At 68.5% G+C, this 24,754-nt stretch carries 21 protein-coding genes; 13 read left to right on the top strand and 8 right to left on the bottom strand.

Going from position 1 to position 24,754, the window contains the following annotated elements; genetic code table 11:
• The first annotated feature begins 93 nt into the window (after window positions 1-93).
• Window positions 94-609 carry a metal-dependent hydrolase gene (locus tag SB751_RS18075; protein WP_144196476.1) on the top strand — a complete coding sequence of 172 codons (516 nt, stop codon included), beginning with the start codon at window positions 94-96 and terminating at the stop codon, window positions 607-609.
• A gap of 17 nt (window positions 610-626) precedes the next feature.
• Here SB751_RS18075 and SB751_RS18070 read toward each other — a convergent pair whose 3' ends face one another.
• Window positions 627-974, bottom strand: coding sequence for a hypothetical protein (locus tag SB751_RS18070; protein WP_410748269.1), 348 nt, complete (start codon window positions 972-974; stop codon window positions 627-629).
• A gap of 262 nt (window positions 975-1,236) precedes the next feature.
• Between SB751_RS18070 and SB751_RS18065 the strand changes: the two genes are divergently transcribed.
• The 7 genes from SB751_RS18065 (at window position 1,237) to SB751_RS18035 (ending at window position 9,989) form a co-directional block, all read left to right on the top strand.
• On the top strand, window positions 1,237-1,647 hold the full coding sequence (locus tag SB751_RS18065; RefSeq protein WP_144196477.1) for an auxiliary protein of the heavy metal cation-transporting efflux system HmyCBA: 411 nt from the start codon (window positions 1,237-1,239) through the stop codon (window positions 1,645-1,647).
• A 249-nt stretch (window positions 1,648-1,896) separates the two neighbouring features.
• Window positions 1,897-3,327, top strand: coding sequence for a TolC family protein (locus SB751_RS18060; protein WP_250025496.1), 1,431 nt, complete (start codon window positions 1,897-1,899; stop codon window positions 3,325-3,327).
• Window positions 3,328-3,329: 2 nt separating this feature from the next.
• The gene (locus tag SB751_RS18055) at window positions 3,330-4,502 is read left to right on the top strand and encodes an efflux RND transporter periplasmic adaptor subunit (RefSeq protein WP_144196479.1); all 1,173 of its coding nucleotides are present in this window, start codon (window positions 3,330-3,332) and stop codon (window positions 4,500-4,502) included.
• A gap of 6 nt (window positions 4,503-4,508) precedes the next feature.
• Window positions 4,509-7,625 (top strand): efflux RND transporter permease subunit, encoded by a 3,117-nt coding sequence (locus SB751_RS18050; RefSeq protein WP_144196480.1) that lies wholly within the window; start codon window positions 4,509-4,511, stop codon window positions 7,623-7,625.
• A 108-nt stretch (window positions 7,626-7,733) separates the two neighbouring features.
• Window positions 7,734-8,135: a DUF2880 domain-containing protein gene (locus SB751_RS18045; RefSeq protein ID WP_144196481.1), complete on the top strand. Its 402-nt coding sequence runs from the start codon at window positions 7,734-7,736 to the stop codon at window positions 8,133-8,135.
• A 168-nt stretch (window positions 8,136-8,303) separates the two neighbouring features.
• On the top strand, window positions 8,304-8,801 hold the full coding sequence (locus SB751_RS18040; RefSeq protein WP_410748268.1) for a DUF1579 domain-containing protein: 498 nt from the start codon (window positions 8,304-8,306) through the stop codon (window positions 8,799-8,801).
• A 114-nt stretch (window positions 8,802-8,915) separates the two neighbouring features.
• Window positions 8,916-9,989, top strand: a complete 1,074-nt coding sequence (locus SB751_RS18035) for a hypothetical protein (protein ID WP_144196483.1) — start codon at window positions 8,916-8,918, stop codon at window positions 9,987-9,989.
• A gap of 9 nt (window positions 9,990-9,998) precedes the next feature.
• Here the strand turns inward: SB751_RS18035 and SB751_RS18030 are convergent, their stop codons facing one another.
• Window positions 9,999-10,322 (bottom strand): hypothetical protein, encoded by a 324-nt coding sequence (locus SB751_RS18030; RefSeq protein WP_144196484.1) that lies wholly within the window; start codon window positions 10,320-10,322, stop codon window positions 9,999-10,001.
• A 259-nt stretch (window positions 10,323-10,581) separates the two neighbouring features.
• On the opposite strand from SB751_RS18030, the gene imuA reads away from it, so the two are divergent.
• The 4 genes from imuA (at window position 10,582) to SB751_RS18010 (ending at window position 17,089) form a co-directional block, all read left to right on the top strand.
• On the top strand, window positions 10,582-11,490 hold the full coding sequence (gene imuA, locus SB751_RS18025; protein WP_144196485.1) for a translesion DNA synthesis-associated protein ImuA: 909 nt from the start codon (window positions 10,582-10,584) through the stop codon (window positions 11,488-11,490).
• A complete protein-coding gene (locus SB751_RS18020; protein ID WP_410748267.1) occupies window positions 11,417-13,018 on the top strand; it encodes a Y-family DNA polymerase in 1,602 nt (533 codons plus the stop codon). The genes imuA and SB751_RS18020 overlap by 74 nt, the downstream gene beginning before the upstream one ends.
• Before the next feature lie 28 nt (window positions 13,019-13,046).
• On the top strand, window positions 13,047-16,529 hold the full coding sequence (locus SB751_RS18015) for an error-prone DNA polymerase (RefSeq protein ID WP_144196487.1): 3,483 nt from the start codon (window positions 13,047-13,049) through the stop codon (window positions 16,527-16,529).
• A 134-nt stretch (window positions 16,530-16,663) separates the two neighbouring features.
• Window positions 16,664-17,089, top strand: a complete 426-nt coding sequence (locus SB751_RS18010) for a phasin family protein (RefSeq protein WP_144196488.1) — start codon at window positions 16,664-16,666, stop codon at window positions 17,087-17,089.
• A 42-nt stretch (window positions 17,090-17,131) separates the two neighbouring features.
• Here SB751_RS18010 and SB751_RS18005 read toward each other — a convergent pair whose 3' ends face one another.
• The 4 genes from SB751_RS18005 to SB751_RS17990 form a co-directional block, all read right to left on the bottom strand.
• Window positions 17,132-17,974 (bottom strand): class II glutamine amidotransferase, encoded by an 843-nt coding sequence (locus tag SB751_RS18005; protein WP_144196489.1) that lies wholly within the window; start codon window positions 17,972-17,974, stop codon window positions 17,132-17,134.
• A gap of 98 nt (window positions 17,975-18,072) precedes the next feature.
• A complete protein-coding gene (locus SB751_RS18000; protein WP_280527754.1) occupies window positions 18,073-18,204 on the bottom strand; it encodes a hypothetical protein in 132 nt (43 codons plus the stop codon).
• Between the two features lie 125 nt (window positions 18,205-18,329).
• Complete coding sequence (locus SB751_RS17995) at window positions 18,330-20,714, bottom strand: cytochrome P450/oxidoreductase (protein ID WP_250025491.1); 2,385 nt, start codon at window positions 20,712-20,714, stop codon at window positions 18,330-18,332.
• A 10-nt stretch (window positions 20,715-20,724) separates the two neighbouring features.
• The gene (locus SB751_RS17990) at window positions 20,725-21,726 is read right to left on the bottom strand and encodes a Bug family tripartite tricarboxylate transporter substrate binding protein (protein ID WP_410748266.1); all 1,002 of its coding nucleotides are present in this window, start codon (window positions 21,724-21,726) and stop codon (window positions 20,725-20,727) included.
• Window positions 21,727-21,829: 103 nt separating this feature from the next.
• On the opposite strand from SB751_RS17990, the gene SB751_RS17985 reads away from it, so the two are divergent.
• Window positions 21,830-22,654, top strand: a complete 825-nt coding sequence (locus SB751_RS17985; protein ID WP_144196492.1) for an IclR family transcriptional regulator — start codon at window positions 21,830-21,832, stop codon at window positions 22,652-22,654.
• Between the two features lie 21 nt (window positions 22,655-22,675).
• Here SB751_RS17985 and SB751_RS17980 read toward each other — a convergent pair whose 3' ends face one another.
• Both SB751_RS17980 and SB751_RS17975 read right to left on the bottom strand, forming a co-directional pair.
• On the bottom strand, window positions 22,676-23,389 hold the full coding sequence (locus SB751_RS17980) for a glutathione S-transferase N-terminal domain-containing protein (RefSeq protein ID WP_144196493.1): 714 nt from the start codon (window positions 23,387-23,389) through the stop codon (window positions 22,676-22,678).
• Window positions 23,390-23,537: 148 nt separating this feature from the next.
• Window positions 23,538-24,734: an amino acid aminotransferase gene (locus SB751_RS17975; RefSeq protein ID WP_211942881.1), complete on the bottom strand. Its 1,197-nt coding sequence runs from the start codon at window positions 24,732-24,734 to the stop codon at window positions 23,538-23,540.
• Window positions 24,735-24,754 lie beyond the last annotated feature (20 nt).

The raw sequence follows: 24,754 nt of genomic DNA, 5'->3' as shown, positions 1-24,754 counted from the left end.
CCCACGACGTGGTCGATCCAGCGCTGGTGTTTCTCGCGCACATCTGCCAAGATTGCGCCCCCTCATGGATCACCGGCGTACACGCGCAGTCTCATGGCCTCAAGCAAAGCTCACCACGCCACCGGATGGGCGGCGGCCGTCATCGCTGCAGTGGTCATCGCGAAGGGCGGCGGCGAAGGGTGGGGATGGGCCAGCATTGTGGGGTTTGTGGCGGCGGTGCTGGGCAGCACCGCGCCAGACTGGATGGAAGTGGCATGGTGGTCGAGGTCGCGGCGCCTGTGGATTACCCATCGCACCTGGACGCATTGGGGCATCGCGTGGATTGGCCTGATGCTATGGGCCTACCACGCGCTGGGCACCCATCCCTGGGCTGCACCCGCATTCGGCTTCGCCTGCGGTGGCGTCATGCACTTGCTGGCCGACTGGCCGAACCCGCTGGGCGTACCGTGGATCGCGGGGCGCCATTCGCTGAACTGGTGGAAGAGCGGGCGGTGCGACCTTCTCGTCGTTGCGGCTTCATGGCTGATTGCCCTGGCGGTATCCCATGAGTTCTGGCTGCAGGGCGGCCATCACCTCGCGCTCGTCCGGCATCTGCGGACGCACTTCTGAGCCGGTCAAGGCCAGCATCACGGCTTGCGCCCCCTGACCGCGCCGGCCTTCTGCTTCCACCCCGAAAACACCGTATCCAGGCACTCCAGGGACGTGCACGCATCGCGCTGCTTGCGGAAGGCCACAACCTCCGCGTCAGTAATCCTCTGCTCGCGCAGCAGCCGCTGCTGGTCCGCGAAGATCCGGCGGTAGCCCATGGAGAGCAGCGCGTGGTCGCAGATCAGGCGGTGGGCGGGCAGGGCGGTGGCGGCCAGTGCGGGGTCGCAGTCCAGGTCGATGCCTTCGGCATGGGCGGCCAGGGTGGCAGTGGCGAAGCTCAGGAAAATGGTCAGCCGGATCAGGGATCTACGGGAAATTCGATGCATGTGACGATAGCGACGCGTGCGGGCGTGGGCGCGCTGCGGGTTCCAAAGCGGCGATCGTAGCACCGTCGCGGCGGATGGCCGCGCGCAGGGGGACGTCATTCCTAGGGGAACTACTACCCCACCTGACCTGTCAATTGTTGCGTTCGGTTACAATGCTGTACCGCAGCAACCCCGGCGCTGGTGCAGGTTCTGCAAGAACCCGGCGCCGTCCCGGTTTGTGCCCCAAACGTCCTAACGCCCCAACCCTCATCGCGCCCCCGTTTTGAGACGCTTCATCCTCTTTCTGCTGACTGCCCTGTGCCTGTCCGCGCTGTCCTTTACGGCAGCGGCGGGTGCGCTCGCGTCCACGCCGAAGGTGGAGGCGGCCATGCCGGACTACGACGCGATGCTGGCCACCGGTGACGACCTCGCCCAGATCGTCCTGCCCGGCGATGCCGCGCTGGAGACCGAGACGCTGTTCGACAACGCGCCGCCGCCGGGCTACTGCAATATCTGGTCGGCCGACCTGCTGGATCCGCTGGATCTGCTCGATGAAATCGAGGAATCCAGCGCGCTGTTCGATCTCCCCGACATGAAACTGGCCCAGTCGATCGACGACGTGGCGCCCATCCTGCCGGGACGCTCCGCGTCCCAACCGGACGGCCTGTTCCGGCCGCCCAATCTCCTCGCCTGATCTTCCGGGCCCCCTCGCGCGCTGTCTCTGACGTTGTCGTCTCTGTCGCCTCTGCCGCCATGGCGTTGAGCGACTACTCTTAACCAGCCGTGCGTCGTCCCGTCCATTGCCCCTGAGCGCCCCCAAGCGTCCGTGACCCGAGCCGTCACGGCGTGATGCCTTGCAGTCCTCCCGCAGCCCGCCGCAGCCGAGGACACGCCTGGCCATCGTGGTGGCGTCGGGCAGTTGTATCGCTCGATTGATTCCGACATGACTATCCATAAAACGCTGACCTGGGTCGCGTCGCTATCGCTGGTAGCGGCGCCGGCAATGGCCGCGCAGCCTGTGCCCGGCGCCGCCGCCGCACCCAAGGTGGCGCAGCCCGCTACCACCAAGCCTGCCGCGCCGTCCGGTCCTGTGACGTTGCCGCGCGCCGCCTCACCGGCCACGATGGCCGCCGCCGACAGTTTCGACCTGCCTTATTTGCTCTCGCTGGCCCAGTCCACCAACAAGGGCGTGGAGGCCGCGCAGGCCAATGTCGATGCGGCCTCCGCCGCCATCAGCACCGCGCGGGCCTATCCGAACCCGCAGGTAGAAGTGATGTATGGCCGACTTCACGGCAAGGAGGCCGGTGTCGCCAGCGGCAACGCGCCGTCCTACGCCTTCGTCCAGAAGTTCGACTATCCGCAGCAGCGCAGCCTGCGCCAGGAGATGGCCGGCCGCGGGCTGGAAGCGTCGCAGGCCGTGCGCCAGGCGTTCCGCAGCGACCTCTCCGCCCGCGTGAAGACCACGTACTACCAGGTGCTGCGCCGCGAGACCGAGCTGGCCGCCGCGCAGGAAGACCTGGCCCTGATGCGCCAGATCCATTCCCGCGCCAAGGTGCGCGTGGACGTGGGCGAAGCGCCGCGCTACGAGCTGATCAAGGCCGAAACCGAACTGCTGGCTGCCCAGAAGACGCTCCAGACCACGGAGCTGCGCGTCGAGCAGGCCAAGACCGCGCTGCGCCAGCAGGTGGGCGGCGCGCTGCCGCCGAACTTCCGCCTGACCGGCACGCTGGGCAACGCCCCGGACGTGCCGATGCTGCCCGTGCTGCGTGACACCATGCAGGCCGGCAACGCCGAACTGGCCCAGCGCCGCATGGAACTGGAGCGCGCCCGGCTGGGCGTGGACTACCAGCGCTCGCTGCGCTGGCCGGAAGTGGCCGTGCGCGCCAGCACGGACCGCCAGCCCGACAACAACGTGTCGCAGATCGGCCTGGTGATGACGATTCCGCTGTGGGACCGCCGCAGCGGCCCGGTGGGCGAGGCGGCGGCGCAGGCCACCCAGGCCCGCACCGCGCTGGAGGCGCGCGAGTTCGAGCTGAACCAGGAACTGGAAACCGCCTACCGCCAGTACGAGATCACCCAGGCGCAGGTCACGGCGCTGGAGTCCGGCATCGTGCGCGAGGCCGAGTCCGCGCTGGGCGTGGCCGAGGCCGCCTACCGCTTCGGCGAGCGGGGCATTCTCGACTACCTGGACGCGCAGCGTGTGCTGCGCAATGCCCGCAGCGAACTGATCGCCGCGCAGTACGAACTCCAGGTTGCCGCCATCCAGATTGAAAAGCTTATGTCGACTGCCCCCGGCACCGCCGCCGGTGTCGCACCCGGTGCCCCCGGTGCGCCGTCGATGTCCGACTCCCCGAATCCGCCGACTCCGAACTGATCATGCGCCCCCATCATCCCTATCGTCCACGTGGCCTGCTTTCCCTGACCGCCGCCGCGGTCATGCTGATGGCCGTGGCCGGCTGCTCCGATAAACCCGAGCCGACCGCCGAGGCGCCCAAGCTGCCGCCCGGCATCGTCAAGCCCGAAGAGAACCTCCAGAAAACGCTGAAGGTGGCGCCCGTCGCCACGTCCCCGTTCAGCGAGATGCTGCGCGTGTCCGGCCGCATCGATTTCGACGAACAGCGCGTGTCCCGCATCGGCGCCAGCGTGACTGGCCGGGTGACCGACCTGTACGGCATCCTCGGCCAGGAGGTCAAGGCCGGCCAGGTGCTGGCCCGCCTGCACAGCAGCGAGCTGGGCGCCGCCCAGATGGCTTTCCTGAAGGCCGAGGCGCAGAGCGCGCTGCAGGCGCGCAATGCCGAGCGCGCGCGCCAGCTGTTTGCCGCCGACGTGATTGGCCGTGCCGAACTGCAACGCCGCGAGAGCGAATACGCGATTGCCGCCGCCGAAATGCGCGCCTATCGTGATCAGCTGCGCGTGCTCGGCATGTCCGTGGCCTCGATTGCCACGCTGGCCAAGAACGGCAGCATCGACTCGTACTCGCCGGTCTACTCCAGCATCCAGGGCACCGTGGTGGAGCGCAACGTGGCCCAGGGCCAGGTGGTGCAGCCCGCCGACGCGCTCTACACCGTGGCCGACCTGTCGCGCGTGTGGGTCGTGGCCGAAGTGCCCGAGCAGCAGGCCGCCCAGGTGGCCGAGGGCCAGAGCGTGGATATCGAGGTGCCGTCGGTGGCCAACGGCGCCGGCCGCATCACGGGCAAGCTGATCTACGTCGGCCGCACCGTGAACCCGCAGTCGCGCACCGTGCTGGTCCGCACGGAACTCGAGAACAAGGAAGGGCGCCTGAAGCCGGCCATGCTGGCCAGCATGCTGATTGCCGGCAAGCCGGTGGACCAGCTGGTGGTGCCGGAGTCCGCCGTGGTGCGCGATGGCAACGACGAGCAGGTCTACGTGGAAACCTCCCCGGGCCAGTACCGCATCACCAAGGTCAAGCTCGGCGCCGAGAGCGACGGCATGCGCGTGGTGCAGGGCGGCATCAAGCCGGGCGACCGCGTGGTCGTGGAGGGCGCGTTCCATCTGGACAATGAACGCAAGCGCCTGGAACAGGGGTAAGCGGCCATGATGACATCCCTAGTTGAAGCCGCGATCAAGCAGCGGCTGGTGGTGTGCGTGATTGCCGTGGTGCTGTTCTTCTTCGGCCTGCGCGCCGCCGGCAAGCTCTCGGTCGATGCGTTCCCGGACGTGACCAACGTCCAGGTGCAGATCGCTACCGAAGCCACCGGCCGTTCGCCCGAGGAGGTGGAGCGCTTTGTCACGGTGCCCATCGAAATGTCGATGACCGGCCTGCCCGGCCTCGAGGAAATGCGCTCGCTGAACAAGGCGGGCCTGTCGCTGATCACGCTGGTGTTCACGGAGAAGACCGACGTCTACTTCGCGCGCCAGCTGGTAATGGAGCGGCTGATCGAGGTGGGCGGGCGCATGCCGGCGGACGTGACGCCGGTGCTCGGCCCCGTTTCCACGGGCCTGGGCGAGGTCTACCAGTACACGCTGGACCGCGCCGACGATGGCAACCGCGAACTGACGCAGGAGGAGCTGTCCGAGCGCCGTATCGCCCAGGACTGGGTGGTGCGGCCGCTGCTGCGCTCGATTCCCGGCGTGGCGGAAATCAACTCGCAGGGCGGCTACGTGCGGCAGTACCAGGCACTGGTCAACCCGGAGCGGATGCGCCACTACGGGGTCAACATCCAGCAGGTCTACCAGGCGCTGGCGCGCAACAACGCCAACTCGGGCGGTGGCGTGCTGCCGCACTATGCCGAGCAGTACCTGATTCGCGGCGTGGGCCTGGCCAAGGGCGTGGACGACATCGGCAGCATCGTGCTGAAGGAGGTCAACGGCACGCCGGTCTACCTGCGCGACGTGGCGCAGGTGACCATCGGCCACGAGGTGCGGCAGGGCGCGCTGGTCAAGAACGGCCAGACCGAGGCCGTGGGCGGCATCGTGATGATGATGCGCGGCGGCAACGCCAAGGAAGTGGTGAGCCGCGTGAAGGCCCGCGTGGCCGAGATCAACGACCGCGGCATGCTGCCCGGCAAGCTGCAGATCGTGCCGTACTACGACCGAAGCGAACTGGTGGACGCTGCGCTGTGGACCGTGACCAAGGTGCTGCTGGAAGGCGTGGTGCTGGTGGTGATCGTGCTGTTCCTGTTCCTTGGGGACGTGCGCTCGTCGGTGATCGTGCTGGCCACGCTGGTGCTCACGCCACTGATGACCTTCATCGTGATGAACAAGGTGGGGCTGTCGGCCAACCTGATGTCGCTGGGGGGGCTGGCCATCGCCATCGGCCTGATGGTGGATGGGTCCGTGGTGGTGGTGGAGAACGCGTTCGAGCGGCTGGGCCACGCCGAGAAATCGGGGCTGACCCGGACCGAGATCCTCGTCAAGGCGGTGCAGGAGGTGGCCACGCCGGTGATTGTGGGGGTGGGCATCATCATCCTGGTGTTCCTGCCGCTGATGACGCTGTCCGGCATGGAAGGCAAGATGTTCGCGCCGCTGGCGTTCACCATCTCGATTGCGCTGGCGATCTCGCTGTTCCTGTCGCTGACGCTGTCGCCGGTGCTGTCCGCCTACCTGCTCAAGGGCGGCGCCGAGCATGACACGAAGATCATCGCGTTCATGAAGCGCAATTACCTGCGCCTGCTGCACTGGGCGCTGCAGAACAGCAAGACCACCGTGCTGTCGGCGGTGGGGCTGTTCGTTGCGACGATCCTGATCGTGCCGCTGCTGGGTACCTCGTTCATCCCCGAGATGAAGGAGGGCTCCATCGTGCCCGCCATCGACCGCGTGCCGAACATCTCGCTCGAGGAGTCGATCAAGCTCGAGAAGATGGCCAACAAGCTGGTGCTGGAGGTGCCGGGGGTGAAGTCCGTGGTGTCCGGTGTGGGCCGGGGCGAGAGCCCGGCCGACCCGCAGGGCCAGAACGAGTCCACCCCCATCGCCAGCCTGAAGCCGCGCGACGAGTGGCCGGACGGCTGGACCCAGGACGACATCGCCAACGCCATCCGCGAGAAGCTCAAGGCCATTCCGGGCGTGCAGATCGTGATGGCGCAGCCGATCTCGGACCGCGTGGACGAGATGGTCAGCGGCGTGCGTTCCGACGTGGCGGTGAAGATCTTCGGCGACGACCTCGACAAGCTGCGCGAGCTGGCCGGCGAGATCGCGCGGGTGGCGGGCGGCATCCAGGGCTCGCAGGACGTGCGCATCGAGCGGATCTCGGGCCAGCAATACCTGTCGATCGAGATCGACCGGCAGGCGATTGCGCGCTACGGGCTGAACGTGTCGGACATCCACGACATCATCGAGATTGCCATCGGCGGCAAGCGCGCCACGGACATCTTCGAGGGCGAGCGCCGCTTCGCGGCGGCGGTGCGCCTGCCCGAGGACTTCCGTGACAACGTGCAGGCCATTCGCCAGCTGCTGGTGCCGGCGCCGGACGGCGTGCAGGTGCCGCTGGAGTCCGTGGCCAAGATCGAGGTCAGCGACGGCCCCGCGCAGATCAGCCGCGAAATGGCCAAGCGCCGCGTGGTGGTGATGATCAACGTGAAGGACCGCGACCTGGGCGGCTTCGTGGCCGAACTCCAGAGCGCGGCCGAAAGCAAGGTCAAGCTGCCCGAGGGCTACTACTTCGAGTGGGGCGGCCAGTTCCAGAACATGGAGCGCGCCATGGGCCACCTGAAGATCATCGTGCCGATCACCATCGCCGCGATCTTCTTCCTGCTGTTCCTGCTGTTCAACTCGCTGCGCTTTGCCACGCTGATCATCACGGTGCTGCCGTTCGCGTCGATCGGCGGGATCATCGGGCTGTTCGTCACGGGCGAGTACCTGTCCGTGCCGGCGTCGGTGGGCTTTATTGCGCTGTGGGGCATGGCGGTGCTGAACGGGGTGGTGCTGGTGTCGTACATCCGCACGCTGCGCGAGTCGGGCATGTCGCTGCGCAACGCGGTGGTGCGTGGCGCCACGCAGCGTTTCCGCCCGGTGATGATGACCGCGACCATCGCCATGCTGGGCCTGGTGCCGTTCCTGTTCTCGAGCGGGCCCGGTTCCGAGGTGCAGCGCCCGCTGGCGGTGGTGGTGATTGGCGGGCTGATCACCTCGACGCTGCTGACGCTGGTGATGGTGCCGGTGCTGTACCGCTGGTTCGACGACAGCAAGCCGGAGGCGCGCGACATGTCGGTGTGACGTTGGCCCGGACGTTGGCCCGGACGTTGACCCGTACCGTCGCAGTACAATGACAGCCGGCCGGCACGCTACGCGTGTCGGCCGTTTTTCGTTTTTCGGAGAGATCCCATGACTTTGCCGGTTTCACGGCAGGGGCGCCGCCTGCTGGTGGCGCTGGCTGCCGCCACGCTCCCGACGTTCGCCTTCGCTGCCGAGACGGCCGATCCTGCTGATCGGCCTTCCGCGCAGGCGCCCGTCAATATCGAACTGGGCCAGCGCGGCGGACGCCCCGAGGCGCCCGAGGCGCCGGTGGCCTGCATGGAGGCCGTCAAGGCCAAACTGCCGAACCCGGAGCGCTTCCGCTGGGTGCGCGGCACCACGCGGCGCGTGGCGGAGGACTTCTACAGCGTGGTCGGCAACGTCGAGTTCGTGAACCAGGCCGGCGAGGCGCGCAAGGGCGATGTCCAGTGCGATGTCATGCGCGCGCCCGGCAACCAGTTCATCGTGCCGAAGATACGGCTGCCCCAGTAGATACAAGGGTTTGCGAGCCGCCAGGATGACAATGCTGTCATCCTGGCGGCTTTTTCATTGGAGGGCCTTTACACGCACGGGCCCATCTCCTAAGCTATTGTGTACGCTGTACACAACGAGCGCAGCGACATCATCGACAGATCCAGGGATCAACAGGAGACCGTTGCAATGCAGACTGAAACGACCAACGAACACCGCTGGCTGCAGAAGCTGGTGGGCAAATGGATGGCTGAAGGCGAGGCAGTGATGGGGCCGGACACCCCGCCGCAGAAGTGGAAGATTCCCGAGCAGGTAAGAGCCGTGGGCGACCTCTGGGTGCAGGGCCGCTCCGAAGGCGAGATGCCCGGCTGCGGGCACGCCGTCACCGTGATGACGCTGGGCTATGACCCCACCCGCAAGCACTTCGTGGGCACCTTCATCGGGTCGATGATGACCCACATGTGGATCTACGAGGGCGACCTCGAGGCCGATGGCCGCACGCTGACCCTGCGCGCCGATGGCCCCACCTTCACGCCGGAAGGCAAGCTGGTACCGGGCAAGACCTCGAAATTCCGCGACGTGATCGCCTTCCAGGACGACGACAACCGCACGCTGACCTCATTCATGCAGGGCGATGACGGCGAGTGGATGCAGATCATGCAGGCGCGCTATCGCCGGGAAAAGTAGGCATTTCCTCAATCCATGTACTCCTGAAGGGCGGCGTGGAAGCATGGCCATGTCACGCGCCATGCGCCTCCGTGACGACCTTTCGTGGCCAACGCCAACTTCAGGAGTCCATCAATGGCTAACTCTCAAACCGCGGTCTCCGACAAGGAAGACATTCCGGCAAGTCTGGAGGCGCGCAAGGCCTTCCAGCCAGACCTGTACGTCACCCGCCAACAATTCCTGGCGCTCAAGCAGCGTGTCGATGCCTTGACGCTCGAAGACAAGGACAAAGGGGCCAAGTACTTCCGTGCCAACAGCACCGGACCCGATAGCCAGGCCACCGGTCAGGAGGCGGTGGCGATCGGGCCGTCCGCCATTGCCGGGGGCGCGGGCAGTGTCGCGATCGGCGAGGGCGTCTCCTATCCCACTTCAGGCCGGGGCGTGGTGATCGGCTCCCTGGCGTATGTCGGCACAGGAGAGCCCAACGACGGGGTGGTGGTGCTGGGCTGCGACGCCAACGCCTCTGGCGAGCGTGCGGTGGCGATTGGCGGCGGCGCCAGTGCAACGTTTACCGACAACGTCGCCATCGGGGGTGGTGCCATTGCATATTTTTCCGGCGCGTCCGTCGCAGTGGGGGGCGCGGCCTACACAGCCGGAGAGCAATGCGTGGCTGTGGGGTACGGTGCGCGTGCCGAAGGGTCCTGGGGGGTGGCGCTCGGTGGCGGCGCGCAGGTGACTGGCGACGCATCGGTCGGTATCGGGCAAAGTCTGCGCGTCACGAATCGCTGGGCAACGGTCGTCGGATCGGGCGCCAAGGTGGAATTCGACGGCGGCGTGGCGATCGGTGCCTATGCCGTGTGCGACCGCGAGGATTCGGTGTCCGTCGGCAACGTGGCGATGGGCCGCTACATCGCCCACGTTCTGCCTGGCAGGCACGATGACGAGGTCGTGACCGTAGGCCAGTTAAAGGACGCGGGGCTGCTGGTGAACGCGGATGGCGGCCTGGAGAATACGGTCGTGGCGTTCAGCGACACGGGCAGAGGCAAGGTCGCGTTGCCGTCCACACAGGTAAGCGGGTTGCGTCAGGGTGAGGTGAGTGCGCGGAGCACGGACGCCGTCACGGGCAGCCAGCTGTTCCGGGTGATCCGGCGGCAGGACGATCTCGAGGCCCGCATCGCGGCGCTGGAGCGCGGGGCGCGCCGGGCGTAGCGCTGGCCTTCAGACGCGGTCCAGCTCGTCGCTGTTCCACCAGGCGTCGAGCAGGGGCTGGAAGCGGTTGTCGGGCGCGGGCGGCACGCGCGTACTCTTGCGCGCGGGCGGCAGTTCGCGTCCCGTCAGCTGGTAATAGACTGCCGCGGGCAGGGTGCCCGGGCCGTAGGGCACATGGTCGATCACGCTCATCTGCCGCGCGGCCTTCAACGCCCGGGTGGTCTCCTCGGCGGACAGGCCGCTGGCGTCAGCCAGCGCGTCGCGGCGCAGCGGACCCTCGCGCTGCAAACCGGCGATCAGCAGATGCACACATTGACGCGTATTCCGTTTCATAGGGGCGCATTTTTCCGCACCTGCACCGCGCTGCACAATCCGGATTGACATTTGTTTGCAATCCGTTGCGTCGTTTCGTGGCAGTTGCCCCACTGTAGTGGGAGATGTGGGGCCTTTGGCAGCACTTTTTGGCGAATGGGGCGGCGCGCGTTCCACTTCGGCCATACCCCTCTTGCGCCGGCGCCGATACTGTATAAACATACAGTAATCGTCAATCTTCCGATGGCGCACGCCCGCCGCGTGTGCCGGATTCATCACCATGACTGCGCCCCCGCACATCCTGCCTGCCGTGGAGGATGGTGCGTCCCTACTTCCTTCTCCGCCCGAGTCGGCGCCCGTGCCCGTGCCCGATCATCGGGCCTCGGTGGCCGAACTCGAGCATCGCTACCCCGGCCTCTGGCGCGCCGGGCAACTGGGCCATGCCGGCCGGCTGCCCGTGTGCCCGAGCGGCTATGACGCGCTGGCGCAGGAGCTGCCCGGCGGGGGCTGGCCGGCGGGCGCGGTCACCGAGCTGCTGCTTGCCCACGATGGCGTGGGCGAACTGCGCCTGCTGATGCCGGCGCTGCGCACGCTGGCTGCGGCGGGGCGGCGCGTGGCGTTCGTCAATCCGCCTTATCTGCCGAATGCCGCCGGGCTGGCGGCGGGGCTGGCCGGCCTGCCCGCGCGCCAGCTGTACTGGGTGCGGCCGCCGGCCGCCACGCCGCCGGCCTCGCGCCGCACGGACATGCTCTGGGCGGCCGAGCAGATGCTGCGCAGCCAGGCGTTCGGCGCGGTGCTGGTGTGGCTCGGCACCGCGCGGCCCGAGGCGCTGCGCCGGCTCCAGGTGCTGGCCCAGGCCGGCGATACCGTGGTCTGGGTGCTGCGGCCGCTGCGCGTGCTCCAGGAATCGTCGCCGGCGGTGCTGCGGCTGGCGCTGTCGCCGTTGCCCGGCAACATGCTGTCGATTGCCTTCCACAAGCGCCGCGGCCCCGTGCGGGACGCGCCGCTGGTCCTGTCGCTGGGCGGCATGGCGCACGTGCCCGCGCGCGTCGCTGCTCCCACCGCTCCCGTCACCCCAGTCACCCCCACCGCGCCTGCCGTGGTGCCCCCTCATCATGCTGCCGACGTTCTGGATCGCGGTGCATCTGCCGCGCCTGCCGCTGGACGCGCTGCAACCGAGCTGGCCTGAGGCCGCCGGTGCGCCCTCCGTCCCCGTCCCCGTCCCCGCCTCCGCCTCCGCCTCCGGCACGCTACAGGCGCTGCCCGTGGCGGTGATGGCGCACGAGCGCGTGGTGCTGGCCAACGGGCCGGCCGTGGCCCTCGGTGTGGCGTACGGCATGCGGCGCGGCGGCGTGCAGGCGCTGTCGGCGGAGGTCGTGCAGCGGGAGCGCAATCTCCCGGCCGAAGCCGCGTTGATGACCGACGTGGCGCTGACGCTGCTCCACTTCACGCCGGCCGTGACGATCGACCCCGATGCCGAATCGGCCACCGTGATGCTCGACGTCACCGCCAGCCTGCGCCTGTTCGGCGGGTACCGGGCGCTGTGCCGGGCCATCCGCGCGCGGGTGAGGCAGCTCGGCACGTTCGCGCAACTGGGCTGCGGCACCACGGCGCAGGGCGCGGCATGGCTTGCCCGGCAGCCGCTGCGCCGTACGCGGCGCGGCATTGTGCGGCCCGCGCGCCGCGCCATCCAGCCTGCCCGCATGACGCGTCTGCTCGATGCCCTGCCCGTGGAGTGCCTGCAGACGCTGGCCGATCCGGGCTGGCTCGAGGGCGTGGGCTGCCGCACGCTGGGGCAGGTGCGGCGGCTGCCGCGCGCGGGGTTGTCGCGCCGCATCGGCACGGCACTGCTGGCGCGGCTTGACCAGGCTTACGATCAGGTGCCGGCCGGCTTTGCATGGTTCGAGGCGCCGCCCGCCTTCGCGCAGCGGATGGAGCTGCCGGGGCGCATCGAAGCGGCCGATGGGGTGCTGGCCGGCGCGCAGCGGCTGCTGCTGGCGCTGTCCGGCTGGCTGGCGGCGCAGCAGGCCGGCGTCACGCGCTGCGTGCTGGTGCTCGAACACGAGCGCTACCGGCTGGGCGAGGACATGGACAGCACGCTGGTGCCGCTGGGTCTGGCGCAGCCCAGCCGGGACCCGGTGCATCTGTCGAAGCTGCTGCGCGAGAAGCTCGACAAGGTGCGCTTCCACGCGCCCGTGGGCGGCCTGGCGCTGCGCGTGGAGGCGATGGAAACCTGCCTGCCGCAGAGCGATTCGCTGTTCCCGGAGCCCGGCGCGGCGCCGGCCGAACTGGGCCGGCTGCTCGATACGCTGATGGCCCGCCTGGGCCGCGACAATGTGCTGCAGCCGCGCCCGCTGGCCGACCATCGCCCCGAATGCGCCAACCAGTGGGGCCCGGTGGACGAGCCGCCGCCCCGCCCGCCCGCCACCGGCACGCTGCCGCCCGAGCGGCCGCTGTGGCTGCTGGAGGCGCCCCGGCCGCTGCGCGTGCAGCGGCACCGGCCGGTCTACGAAGGCCCGCTGGTCATGCTCACCCGCCCCGAGCGCATCGAAGCCGGCTGGTGGGACGGCGGGCTGGCCACGCGTGACTATTTCATCGCCGAACGGGCGGACGGGCTGCGCTGCTGGGTCTATCGCGAGCGCCCCGGCCATCCCACCCGCAGCGGGCAGGAAGAGGGCGGCGAATACCGCTGGTTCCTGCACGGGCTGTTTGCCTGAGTTCACCTGAGTTTTTGACGTTTTCCCTATGCTGTCGTCGCTTCCCGGCCTCTCCTCGCTGCTGCCCTCGCTGCCCGATTACGCGGAGCTGCACTGCGTATCGAACTTCACGTTCCTCACTGGCGCCTCGCATCCGCAGGAACTGATCGCGCGCGCGTTCCAGCTCGGCTACAGCGGGCTGGCGCTGACCGACGAGTGCTCGGTGGCGGGCACGGCGCGCGCGCATCACGCCATCAAGGTGCTGCGCGAGGAGATGTGGGAGGCCGTGGCGCGCAGCGCCCGCCGGCTGGCGGCGGGGCAGGCGGACGGCGAGTTCGACGAGGCCGAAGGGGTCCATGTCTTCACCCCCGACGGGATGGGCGGGATGGATGAGATGGACGACATGGAGGAGGACGACCCCGACGCCCTGCCGCCCCTCGACGATGACCCCCACGACCCCGATGCCGCTGCGCACCGCCACCGCGTGCTGGAGGCGCGCGCCGCCGCTGCCGATGCGTTCAACGTGATCCTCGGCAGCCGCTTCACGCTGACCGCCTCCCCTGGGCAGCCCCCCGAGCCCTATGCCATGCCCATGCCGCCGCCGCGCCTGCTGCTGCTGGCGCAGAACCGCGAGGGCTTCGGCAATCTCTGCGAGTTCATCACGCTGGGCCGCACGCGGGCCGAGAAGGGCAGCTATCTGCTGTATCCGTCCGACCTCGCCAGCCCCGAGCCGGATCAGGCGCACCTGCGCGGCATGCCCGATTGCCTCGCCATCCTGCTGCCCGACTACTGCGCCGATCCCGATGTGCTGCGCGCGCAGGCGCTGTGGTGCCGGGAGACCTTCGGCGCGCGCGTGTGGATCGCACTGGAACTGCTGCAGGGCCATGCCGAGGCGCTGCACCGCACCCGGCTCCAGGCCGTGTCGGCGGAAACTGGCGTGCCGCTGGTGGCGGCCGGCGCCGTGACCATGCACGTGCGCTCGCGCAAGCCGCTGGCCGATGTGCTGACCGCCATCCGGCTCGGCCAGCCGCTGCCCGCCTGCGGCATGGCGCTGGCGCCCAATGCCGAGGCGCACCTGCGCATGCGGCAGGTGGTGTCGCGGCTCTATCCGCGCGAGGCGCTGGCGCAGACGCTGAAGATCGCCGAGCAGTGCCGGTTCTCGCTGGACACGCTGCGCTACGAATACCCCGAGGAACTGGTGCCCGAGGGCGAGACGCCGATCAGCTACCTGCGCAAGGAGGTGGAGCGGGGCAGGCTGGAGCGCTTTCCGCACGGCATGGAGCCCGAGTGGGAGGCGCAGCTTGAGGGCGAACTCGAACTGATCGAGGAAAAGCACTACGAGCCGTTCTTCCTGACCGTGCATGACATCGTGCGCTTCGCGCGCCAGCGCGGCATCCTGTGCCAGGGCCGGGGCTCGGCCGCCAACTCGCTGGTCTGCTACTGCCTGCATATCACCGAGGTGAGCCCGGAGCAGGCCAACCTGCTGTTCGGCCGCTTCCTCTCGCGCGAGCGCGACGAGCCGCCCGACATCGACGTCGATTTCGAGCACCAGCGGCGCGAGGAAGTGATCCAGTACATCTACGAGAAGTACGGCCGGCATCGCGCCGCGCTGGCCGCATCGCTGATTACCTACCGCTCCCGCAGCGCGCTGCGGGATGTGGGGCGCGCGCTCGGCATCGACCCGAGCGTGGTGGAGCAGGTGGTCAAGGGCCAGGCGTGGTGGGACGGCGGCACGGCGTTCCTGGAGCGCATCACGCGCTACGGCCTGGACCCCGACTCCCCGGCCGTGCGGCAATGGGCGAGCCTGACCGAGCAGCTGCGCGGCTTTCCGCGCCATCTGTCGCAGCACGTGGGCGGCTTCGTGATCGCGCGGCACAAGCTGTCGCGGCTGGTGCCGATCGAGAACGCGGCCATGGCCGACCGCAGCGTGATCCAGTGGGACAAGGACGACCTTGAATCGCTGGGGCTGCTCAAGGTGGATGTGCTCGCCCTCGGCATGCTCACGGCCATCCGGCGCGCGCTGGCGATGATCCCGAACCCCGAGCCCGAGCGGGCCGGGCTGCCGTGCCGCATGGAAGACCTGCCCGAGACCGACGACGAGACCTACGAGATGATCTGCCAGGCGGATACCGTGGGCGTGTTCCAGATCGAGTCGCGCGCGCAGCAGTCGATGCTGCCGCGCCTGCAGCCGCGCCAGTACTACGACCTCGTGGTGGAGGTGGCCATCGTGCGGCCCGGGCCGATCCAGGGCGGCATGGTGCACCCCTACCTCCAGCGGCGCGAGGCGTTGCGCCGCACCGGCAAGCTGCCGACCTACTTCAACGACGTGATCCGCCGCGTGCTGGGCCGCACGCTGGGCGTGCCGATCTTCCAGGAACAGGTGATGCAGCTGGCCATCGACGCAGCCGGCTTCACGCCGGGGCAGGCAGACCAGCTGCGCCGCTCGATGGCGGCGTGGCGGCGGCGCGGCGACCTCAAGAAGCATCAGGACGCGCTGGTGCGCGCGCTGACCTCGCGCGGCTATCCCGAATCCTTCGCGCTGGCCATCTGCAAGCAGATCGAGGGGTTTGGCGAATACGGCTTCCCGGAGAGCCACGCGGCGAGCTTCGCGAAGCTGGTCTACGTGAGCGCGTGGCTCAAGTGCCATCATCCGGACGCCTTCCTGTGCGGCCTGCTGAACAGCCACCCGATGGGCTTCTATTCGCCGTCGCAGCTGGTGCAGGACGCGCGCCGGCATGGCGTGGTGACGCAGCCCGTGGACGTGACCGTGAGCGGCTGGGAGAGCGCGCTGGAGGCCCGGCGCCCCGGCCAGCGCTACCGCGACGTGCGGCTGGGCCTGGGCCGCGTGCGCGGCATGCGCGAGGACGCCGCGCTGCGCATCGAGGCGGCGCGGGCCGAGCGGCCGTTCGACAGCGTGGAAGACCTGGCGCGGCGCGCGGGGCTGGACAAGCACGACATCGACGTCCTGGCCGCTGCCGACGCGCTGGTGTCGCTGGCCGGCCACCGGCGCCAGGCGCGCTGGCTGGCGCGCGGCGCGGCGGTGCAGTCCGTGCACCGCGACCTGCTGCACGAGGCGCCCCCGGCCGAAGCCGAGCTGCTGCTGCCCGAGCCCAAGATCGGCGAAGACGTGGCCGCCGACTACGCCAGCCTGGGGCTCTCCCTGAAATGCCACCCGCTGACCCTGCTGCGCCGCCGCCTGACGGCGCTCAAGTTCCTCACCGCGCAGCAGCTATCACGGCTGGGCAACGGCCGCCGCGTGCGCGCGTGCGGCATCGTCACGGTGCGCCAGCGCCCCTCGACGGCCAATGGCACCATCTTCACCTCCATCGAGGACGAAACCGGGCCGATCAACGTGATCATCTGGCCTGACCTGGTGGAGCGGCAGCGCAAGGAGGTGCTGGGGGCCAGGCTGCTCGGGGTGATCGGCACCTGGCAAAGACAGGGCGAGGTCAGGCACCTGGTGGCGCAGGAACTGGTCGATCTGAGCCCGCTGCTGGGCAGGCTGATGGCGGAGAGCCGGGATTTTCATTGAGGGAGGGGGGCGAGCATCGTATCCGTCGCCCGTAGCACCTACACTTAGGCAACCGCGTGGCGATTGGCCGGCACGATCCGGCATGCCGCGCGGGCGGTTTTCGGCCTTCCCTACCCCCAACGAGGAGATGCGTCATGGCAACATCGCCCAATCCGTTTACCGATTTCACCAAGTTGCTCGAACAGTACAAGCTGCCCGGCGTCGACATGACGGCGGTGATCGAAGCGCGGCGCAAGGATATCGAGGCCATTACGGAGGCCAACAAGATTGCCTACGAAGGCATGCAGGCGCTGGTCCAGAAGCAGGCCGAGATCCTGAGCCAGAGCATGCAGGAGATTCAGGCTGCGGCCCAGAAGCTGGCCGCAGGCGGTGATCCCGCTGCGGCCATGGCCCGGCAGGGCGAATTCGTGCAGCAAGGCCTGCAGGCGGCGTTCAACAACATGCGCGAACTGGCGGAAATGGCGCAGAAATCGCAAGCCGAAGCGCTGGCCGTGATGACCCAGCGCGCGGAGCAGAACATCGAAGAGGCCAAGCGCCTGATGAAAATGCCCGGCAAGTAGGCGATGGGTGGCGACGATCCGGGTCCGGCCGGCGGCGCCCCATCAGGCCCGCGCCGGCAGCCGGGGCGTAAACCGCTGGTGCTGGATCTCGCCACCCTTGCCCACCAGGATCGTGGCCTCGGGGATTTCCTCCCAGACGCCCTGCACGTCGATCAGGGGCTCGGATAGCACGAGAAAGGCGTCGTCGCCGGCGGCGATGATGCGGGGGTCTTCCGGATAGAGCGCCCGCAACTGCCGGAACGATGTGCTGTGGAACAGCGAGCGCGACGCGCCTTCGCTGGAATAGCGCACGGCCACGATCTGCTGGCCGTCCGTGACGCAGACGGTCATGTTCAGCGGATGTTCCACATCGTGGCGATGCGCCACTTCCTCGATCAGGCCGGCCATCTGCTCCAGCGCGCCGCGCGGGTCGCGCTCCAGCCCGAACGTCAGCGCCAGGAAGAACATCACCTCGGAGTCGGTCGAGCCCTCGATCCAGCGGAACAGATGCGGCGCCACCGCCATCATCAGGTCGCGCCGCACCAGCGGAAAGTCGCGGATCAGCCCGTTGTGGACGAACAGCCAGCGGCCGAAGCGGAACGGGTGACAGTTGGTTTCCTGGGTGGGCGTGCCGGTGGCCGCCCGGATATGGGCGACGAACAGCGGCGCCCGCACCGCGCGGGCGGCCTCGCGCAGGTTGGTGTCGCTCCATGCCGGGTGCAGGCCGCGATAGCGGAACGGCAGTTCCGAGTGCCGCCCGTACCAGCCCACGCCGAAGCCGTCGCCGTTCGTCGTGGTGTGACCCAGCCGGGAGTTCAGGCTCTGGTCGATCAGGGAGTGCTCGGGCTGGAACAGCACAGCCTCGAGCGGGACGGAACGGCCGGAATAGGCCAGCCAGCGGCACATGGGGGCATCTCCTGGGTGGGGGCTCTCCACTTCAGGATAGCAACTACACGCGTGTTGTGACGGATGCGACCGATGGTTGATCGACAGTTGCCATGCTGCTATGCAGCAATCCGGGCGGCATCCGTGGCTGCATCGGCGTCCTGCTTCCAGGCAATGTCCTTCACCGTCTTCAGCGTGTCGTCGAAAACCACGGTGGCAACCTGTTTCGACATGATGCTGTCAATGTTCACTCACTCGCTCCGTTCTGCTTGAGGTCTGTAGGCGTGGCCGCAGCGCAGGAAGCCCGCTCTGCGGCCATACCGCCAGATATCGGCAGGGTGGGGCGAAATCTGTAGCCTTGACCTTGACCTTGACCTTACAGCTCCAGCACCAGCTTCCCGCCCGCCACCGCCCGCGAGCAGCAGGCCATCATCCGGTGGTTCGCCTCGCGTTCGCCGCGCGTGAGCACCACGTCGCGGTGGTCCACCTGGCCCGCCAGGACGCGCACCTCGCAGGAGCCGCACAGGCCTTCCTCGCAATCGCTCTGCACGTCGATGTTGGCGCAGCGCAGCGCGGTCAGCAGCGTCTGGTGGGCGGGCACCTCCACCGTCAGGCCGGAATCCTTGAGTTCGACGGTGAACGCCTGTTCCCGCGACGGATCGAGCGTGCCGAGCGCCGAGACGAAGTGCTCCACGCGCAGCGCATCCTCCGGCCACGCGGTGCAGTGGTCTTCCAGCGCCGCGATCATGCGCGCCGGGCCGCAGGCGTAGATCTGCGTTTGCGGGTCGGGTGTGCCGAGCAGCGCGGCGAAGTCGGCGCGCTGGCCTTCGTCGCCCGCATGGACGTGCAGCCGGTGGCCATGCAGCGCGGCCAGTTCCTCGCGCAGGGCCATACTGGCGCGCGATCTGCCGCAGTAGTGAAACGTATAGTCGATGCCCAATTCGCGCGCCCGTCGCGCCATCGCGCTGACCGGCGTCACGCCAATGCCGCCGGCGATGAAGATCGCCTTGCGGCAGCCTTCGTCGAGCCGGAAATGGTTGCGCGGGCCACGGATGCGGAGCCGGTCTCCGGCGCGCAGCACGTCATGCACCCAGGCCGAGCCGCCCCGGCTGTCAGCCTCGCGCAGCACGGCGATCTCGAAGGCGCCTGCGTCGGCCGGATCGCCGCATAGCGAATACTGGCGCGAGATCCCGGTCTGGCCGCATTCCACGTCGATGTGGGCGCCCGGCGCCCAGCGCGGCAGCGCCTTGCCATCGGGCGCTACCAGCCGCAGCCGCACCACGTTGTCCGCCACCGGGTCGATGCGCTCCACCACCACGGTGCGGGCGATGGCGTGTCCGGTGGGCTCGCCAATCCGCACGGCGTCACGCCAGACCAGCACCGACGGATCGGCGCGCTCGGGATTGCGCGCCGGGTCCCATTCGACCCAGAGATGCTCCGGGCCCCGGAACGAGGTGTTCGGCACGTAGGTGAATGACTGCTCGGCCAGCCGCAGATGGGGCAGCCGGCGCGTCAGTTCCTCCAGGAAGACCTGCATCTCCATGCGCGCGAGGTTCTTGCCCATGCACTGGTGCGAGCCGTAGCCGAAGGTCAGCTGGTCACTGGCATTGTCCCGGCGGATGTCGAACAGGTCCGCATCGGCGAAATGCCGTTCGTCATGATTGGCGGACGAGGTGACGATCAGCAGCTTGCTGCCGGCCGGCAGGGCGATGCCGCCGACCTGCGCATCCCGCGTGACCAGCCGCCGCCACGCCGCCACCGAGCCGTTGTGGCGCAGGCATTCCTCCACCGCGTTGGGGATCAGCGCCGGGTCCGCGCAGATCTCGCGCCAGGCATCGGGATGCTGGAGCAGCAGCTTGATCGCGTTGGCGGACGCATTGGCCGTGGTCTCGTGCGCCGCCACGATGCCCGCCATCATCATCGAATGGAGATAGGAGTCGGTGACCACCTCGGGCAGCTCGCGCTGCTTGCGCAGGCCGTACTGCATCCAGCCGGGCGCGTCCGGGTTCTCGCGCATCTTGTCGAGGATCTTGCCGGCCAGCTGCCAGAAATTGCCCACCGCGTGCGCCACGGCCACCTGCTCCTCGGGTTTGGGGCGGCCCCAGGTGTTCACCGTATGGGCGATCGAATACTGGCGCAGCCGGTCCATGTCCTCTTCGGGCACGCCGAGGAAGTGCAGCGCCACGGTCAGCGGCACTTCCCAGAGCATCTGGTCGACCAGGTCGGCGCGCCCGCTGTCGATGAATCGATCGACATATTCGCGCGTCAGCTGGCGCACCATCGGCTCATGGTGCGCCAGTTCGGCCGGCGTGAACGGTTCCATCAGCGCGCGGCGGCGCGGCATGTGGGCCGGCTCGTCCTCGTTGACCAGCGTACGGTTCATCGCATAGCCATAGGAGGCCAGCACCGCGTTGGCCTCGTCGCCCGTGGGCGTGATTTTCTCCAGGGCGATGGACGGGCTGAAGGTCAGGTTGTCGCGGAAGATCGCCTTGATGTCGTCATAGCGCGTGACCACCCAGTAGCCCAGCTTCGGGCTGTAGAAGACCGGCTCCTGCTCGCGCGACCAGCGCACGTAGTCGGGCGGGTCCTGCTGGTAGCCGTCCTCGAACGGATCGAACGTGGCCGCGTGGGCGCTTACCGGGCAGCCGTTGGGCGCCCGCAGCGCGGTGTGGTCGATGGGACAACCGCCCGGACGGGCGGCGGCGGACGAGGAGGAGGACGAGGAGGACGAGGAGGAAGAAGGCGTGGCGGATGACGACATACAGCGAACCTCAGTTATCGAGCGTGATCTTCAGGTCGTGGATCAGCTTGGTCCAGCGCGCGATCTCGCTGCGCAGCAGGTCGCTGTATTGCGCGGGGGTGTTGCCTACCGGCTCCACGCCAAAATCGACCAGCTTCTTGTGGATGGCCGGCTCCTTGATGGCCGCCACCACCTGCTTGTTCAGCGTGGCGATCACCTCGGGCGGCGTGGCCGCCGGCACCACCAAGCCGACCAGCGCCGCGGCTTCCACGTTCCGGTAGCCGAGCTCGGCGAAGGTTGGCACGTCCGGCAGCTGGGGCAGGCGCGTGGCGTTGGCCACCGCCAGCGGGCGCACCTTGCCGCCCTTGATGAAGCCGGCGCCGGCGGCGTAGTCGACCATCATCGCGGGAATCTGGCCTGCCGCCACGTCGGACAGCGCGGGCGCCGCACCGCGATACGGCGCATGGGTCATGGTCAACTGGGCTTCCACCTTGAGCAGTTCCATGGCCAGGTGGTGCGGGCTGCCGGCCCCGGCAGACCCGTAGTTCACGCCGCCCGGCGCGGCCTTCACCTGGGCGATGAACTCCTGCGCGCTCTTGGCGGTGGTGCCCGGCCCAACCACCAGGATCATCGGAAAGCGGCCCAGCAGCGTCACCGGCGCGAGATCCTTGGCCGGGTTGTACGAGAGCGTCTTGTAGAGCGCGGGGTTGAAGACCAGCGTGCCGTTGTCCGCCGAGAGCACCGTGTAGCCATCGGCCGCCGCGCGCGCCGTCTCCGACGCGCCAATCGCCGTGTTGCCGCCCGGCTTGTTGTCTACCACCACGGGCTGGCCGACCTTGGCGGAGAGCCCCTGCCCGATGGTGCGGGCGAGGAAGTCCGAGCCGCCGCCGGCCGGGTAGGGCACGATCCAGCGGATTGGCTTGCTCGGATAGGCGTCGGCGGCATGGGCCGACGGGGCGGCAAAGGAAAAGGCGAGGGAAAAGGCGAAGGGCAGGGATGCCGCGATGAGGCCGGCAGCGCGATGGCGGGGCATGGGTGCTTGTCTCCTTGGTATTTGGCCGGATAGTATTCGGCCTTGTTTTGCGTAAATCATATACGCAATGCGTAATCGTTGAATTGGGGGTTAACCCAACGCCATGCCAGCCATACCCGACATTCCCAGTAGTCCAGAGCAGGAAGCCCGCCCGCGCGAGCGCCGCCAGCGCGTGCAGGCCGCCGAGACCGGCATGGCCGTGCTCAAGGGGCTGGCGCGCCTGGGCGGCCGCGCCAGCCTGACGGCCATCGCGGCGCATATCGACGAAAGCCCGGCCAAGGTGCATCGCTATCTGGCGAGCCTGATCGAGGAGGGGCTGGTGGCGCAGGAGAGCGGCACGCAGCAGTACCACCTGGGGCTGGAGGCGCTCCAGATCGGGCTGGCCGCAATGCGGCAGGCAGACCCGATACGGCTGGCCGAGGCGTCGCTGATCCGGCTGCGCGAGCGGCTGGAGATCACCTGCTTTATCGCCGTGATGGGCAACAAGGGGCCGACCATCGTCCGCTTCGAGGAACCGGGCCTGCCCGTGACCGTGAACGTGCGGGTGGGATCGGTGATGCCGCTGCTGTGGTCGGCCACGGGCCGCGTGTTCCTGGGTTTGCTCGACGACCAGCGCGTGCAGGCGCTGGCGGAGGCGGAACTGCAGGCGGCCACGCCGGAGCAGCGCGCGCTGCTCGACGCCCGGGACCCGCTCGGCCCGCTGCGCGCGGCGGTGCGGGCCGACGGCTGCGCGGCCGTGCGCGATACCAACCTGAAGGGGATCAGCGCCGTGGCGGCGCCGGTGCGGGACTACACGGGGCGGGTCTGTGCGGTGCTGACCGCGCTGGGCGCCACGGGCGGCTTCGACCCATCGATCGACGGGCCGATTGGCCGTGCGGTGCGCGAGGAAGCGGCGGCGGTGAGCACCCTGCTGGGCTTCACCGCCTGATTCCTGCGCCCGCGGAGGGGCTTACTCGGGACGCTTGGGGATGTTCACCGCGCGCTGCACGGCGGGGCGGGCCAGGAAGGCGTCCAGCACGCGGCGCACTTCGGTGAAGTCGTCGAACCCGACGAGGCTGCCGGCCTCATAGAAACCCACCAGATTGCGCACCCACGGGAAGGTGGTCATGTCGGCAATCGTGTAGTCATCGCCCATGATCCACTGCCGGCCCTTGAGCCGCTCATTAAGCACGCCCAGCAGCCGGCGCGACTCCGCCACGTAGCGGTCGCGCGGGCGCTTGTCCTCGTACTCCTTGCCGGCGAACTTGTGGAAGAAGCCGATCTGGCCAAACATCGGCCCGATGCCGCCCATCTGGAACATGACCCACTGAATCGTCTCGTAGCGGGCCGCCGGGTCCGTGGACATGAACTTGCCGGTCTTCTCGGCGAGATAAATCAGGATCGCCCCCGACTCGAACAGCGCCAGCGGCTTGCCGCCCGGCCCATTCGGATCCAGGATCGCCGGGATCTTGTTGTTCGGGTTCAGCGACAGGAACTCGGGCGTCATCTGGTCATCCTTGTCGAAGCGCACCAGGTGCGGCTCGTAGGGCAGGCCCAGCTCCTCCAGCATCAGCGAAACCTTGATGCCGTTGGGGGTATTCAGCGAATACAACTGCAGGCGCTCGGGGTGCTGCGCCGGCCATTTGCGGGTGATCGGGAAGGCGGACAAATCTGCTGCGGCCATGCACGGGCTCCTGTTGGCATCTTGGGATGATCCGCGATGGTAAACCGGATGGCGGAATGCTGCCGGGGCGACTCCCGCCCACCCCACAAACAAAACAGGCCGCGATAGCGGCCCGTCCTGTTACATATGCATCACAAGCGAGGAAGCCTCACCCCTTCAACACTTCCCCAATCGCACTCGCCACCACGCCCACATTGCGCTCGTTCAGCCCGGCCACGCACATGCGGCCCGAGCGGAGGATGTACACGCCGTGCTCGGCCTTCAGGCGTTCGACCTGATCGGCCGAGAGGCCGGTGTACGTGAACATGCCGCGCTGGGTGATGTAGCGCGAGAGCGCTTCGCCGCTGACATGGTCGCGCAGTTTGTCGTGGATGGCCTGGCGCATGTGGGCGATGCGCTTGCACATGGCCGCCAGCTCCTGCTCCCAGCTGGCGCGCAGGGCGGGCGTGGTCAGCACGCGGGCCACCACGCGGGCGCCGTGGGTGGGCGGGTTGCTGTAGTTGGCGCGCACGGCGCCGGTCAGCTGGCCCAGCACGCGGCTGGCTTCGTCGGCGCTCTGGCAGATCACGCTCAGGCCGCCGCAGCGCTCGCCATACAGCGAGAAGTTCTTCGAGAACGAGTTGGCCACCAGTGCCGGCACGTTCTGGCGGGCCAGTTCGCGCACGGCGAAGGCGTCGTCGTCGAGCCCCGCGCCAAAGCCCTGGTAGGCCATGTCCACGAAGGGCAGCAGCTTGCGCGCCTTGAGCACCGCGAAGACCTGGCGCCACTGGTCCTGGTTCAGGTCCACACCGGTCGGGTTGTGGCAGCAGGCGTGCAGCAGCACGATGCCACCTTGCGGAATGGCTTCGATGGCCGCCAGCATGGCGTCGAACTGCAGGCCGCCCGTGGCGGGGTCGTAGTACGGGTACGAATTCACCTGGAAGCCGGCGCGCTCGAAGACCACGCGGTGGTTCTCCCAGCTCGGGTCGCTGATCCACATCTGCGCGGTGGGGAAGTAGCGCTTCAGGAAGTCGGCACCCACGCGCAGCGCGCCGGAGCCGCCCAGCGTCTGCAGCGTGGCGATGCGGCCTTCGGCGCGGGCGGCGCAGTCTTCGCCAAACACCAGCGCCTGCACGGCCTGGCGGTAGCCGGGAATGCCAGCCATCGGCAGGTAGGGGCGCGGGCCCATGTCCGCGAGCAGCGCGGCTTCGGCTTCGGCCACGGCCTGCATCACCGGCAGGCGGCCTTCGCCGTCGAAATAGATGCCGATGCTCAGGTTGACCTTGTTGGTACGCGGGTCCTGCTGGAAGTCCTCGTTGAGCGAGAGGATCGGGTCGCCCGGAAAGGCTTCGATATGTTCGAACATGGGAAGGCTCTGGCTGTGTT

The organism is Cupriavidus sp. SIMBA_020, assembly GCF_046535395.1.
GTDB lineage: Bacteria > Pseudomonadota > Gammaproteobacteria > Burkholderiales > Burkholderiaceae > Cupriavidus > Cupriavidus campinensis.
Note: the sequence above shows the minus strand (reverse complement) of the source record. Positions and strands in the feature narration are given on the sequence as shown.

What these genes read in the sequence shown, in the direction of transcription:
- SB751_RS18075 (WP_144196476.1), top strand. Translation starts at nt 94, where the DNA reads ATGGCCTCAAGCAAAGCTCACCACGCCACCGGATGGGCGGCGGCCGTC.
- SB751_RS18070 (WP_410748269.1), bottom strand. Translation starts at nt 974, where the DNA reads ATGCATCGAATTTCCCGTAGATCCCTGATCCGGCTGACCATTTTCCTG.
- SB751_RS18060 (WP_250025496.1), top strand. Translation starts at nt 1,897, where the DNA reads ATGACTATCCATAAAACGCTGACCTGGGTCGCGTCGCTATCGCTGGTA.
- SB751_RS18055 (WP_144196479.1), top strand. Translation starts at nt 3,330, where the DNA reads ATGCGCCCCCATCATCCCTATCGTCCACGTGGCCTGCTTTCCCTGACC.
- SB751_RS18050 (WP_144196480.1), top strand. Translation starts at nt 4,509, where the DNA reads ATGATGACATCCCTAGTTGAAGCCGCGATCAAGCAGCGGCTGGTGGTG.
- SB751_RS18045 (WP_144196481.1), top strand. Translation starts at nt 7,734, where the DNA reads ATGACTTTGCCGGTTTCACGGCAGGGGCGCCGCCTGCTGGTGGCGCTG.
- SB751_RS18040 (WP_410748268.1), top strand. Translation starts at nt 8,304, where the DNA reads ATGCAGACTGAAACGACCAACGAACACCGCTGGCTGCAGAAGCTGGTG.
- SB751_RS18035 (WP_144196483.1), top strand. Translation starts at nt 8,916, where the DNA reads ATGGCTAACTCTCAAACCGCGGTCTCCGACAAGGAAGACATTCCGGCA.
- SB751_RS18030 (WP_144196484.1), bottom strand. Translation starts at nt 10,322, where the DNA reads ATGAAACGGAATACGCGTCAATGTGTGCATCTGCTGATCGCCGGTTTG.
- imuA (WP_144196485.1), top strand. Translation starts at nt 10,582, where the DNA reads ATGACTGCGCCCCCGCACATCCTGCCTGCCGTGGAGGATGGTGCGTCC.
- SB751_RS18020 (WP_410748267.1), top strand. Translation starts at nt 11,417, where the DNA reads ATGCTGCCGACGTTCTGGATCGCGGTGCATCTGCCGCGCCTGCCGCTG.
- SB751_RS18015 (WP_144196487.1), top strand. Translation starts at nt 13,047, where the DNA reads ATGCTGTCGTCGCTTCCCGGCCTCTCCTCGCTGCTGCCCTCGCTGCCC.
- SB751_RS18010 (WP_144196488.1), top strand. Translation starts at nt 16,664, where the DNA reads ATGGCAACATCGCCCAATCCGTTTACCGATTTCACCAAGTTGCTCGAA.
- SB751_RS18005 (WP_144196489.1), bottom strand. Translation starts at nt 17,974, where the DNA reads ATGTGCCGCTGGCTGGCCTATTCCGGCCGTTCCGTCCCGCTCGAGGCT.
- SB751_RS17995 (WP_250025491.1), bottom strand. Translation starts at nt 20,714, where the DNA reads ATGTCGTCATCCGCCACGCCTTCTTCCTCCTCGTCCTCCTCGTCCTCC.
- SB751_RS17990 (WP_410748266.1), bottom strand. Translation starts at nt 21,726, where the DNA reads ATGCCCCGCCATCGCGCTGCCGGCCTCATCGCGGCATCCCTGCCCTTC.
- SB751_RS17985 (WP_144196492.1), top strand. Translation starts at nt 21,830, where the DNA reads ATGCCAGCCATACCCGACATTCCCAGTAGTCCAGAGCAGGAAGCCCGC.
- SB751_RS17980 (WP_144196493.1), bottom strand. Translation starts at nt 23,389, where the DNA reads ATGGCCGCAGCAGATTTGTCCGCCTTCCCGATCACCCGCAAATGGCCG.
- SB751_RS17975 (WP_211942881.1), bottom strand. Translation starts at nt 24,734, where the DNA reads ATGTTCGAACATATCGAAGCCTTTCCGGGCGACCCGATCCTCTCGCTC.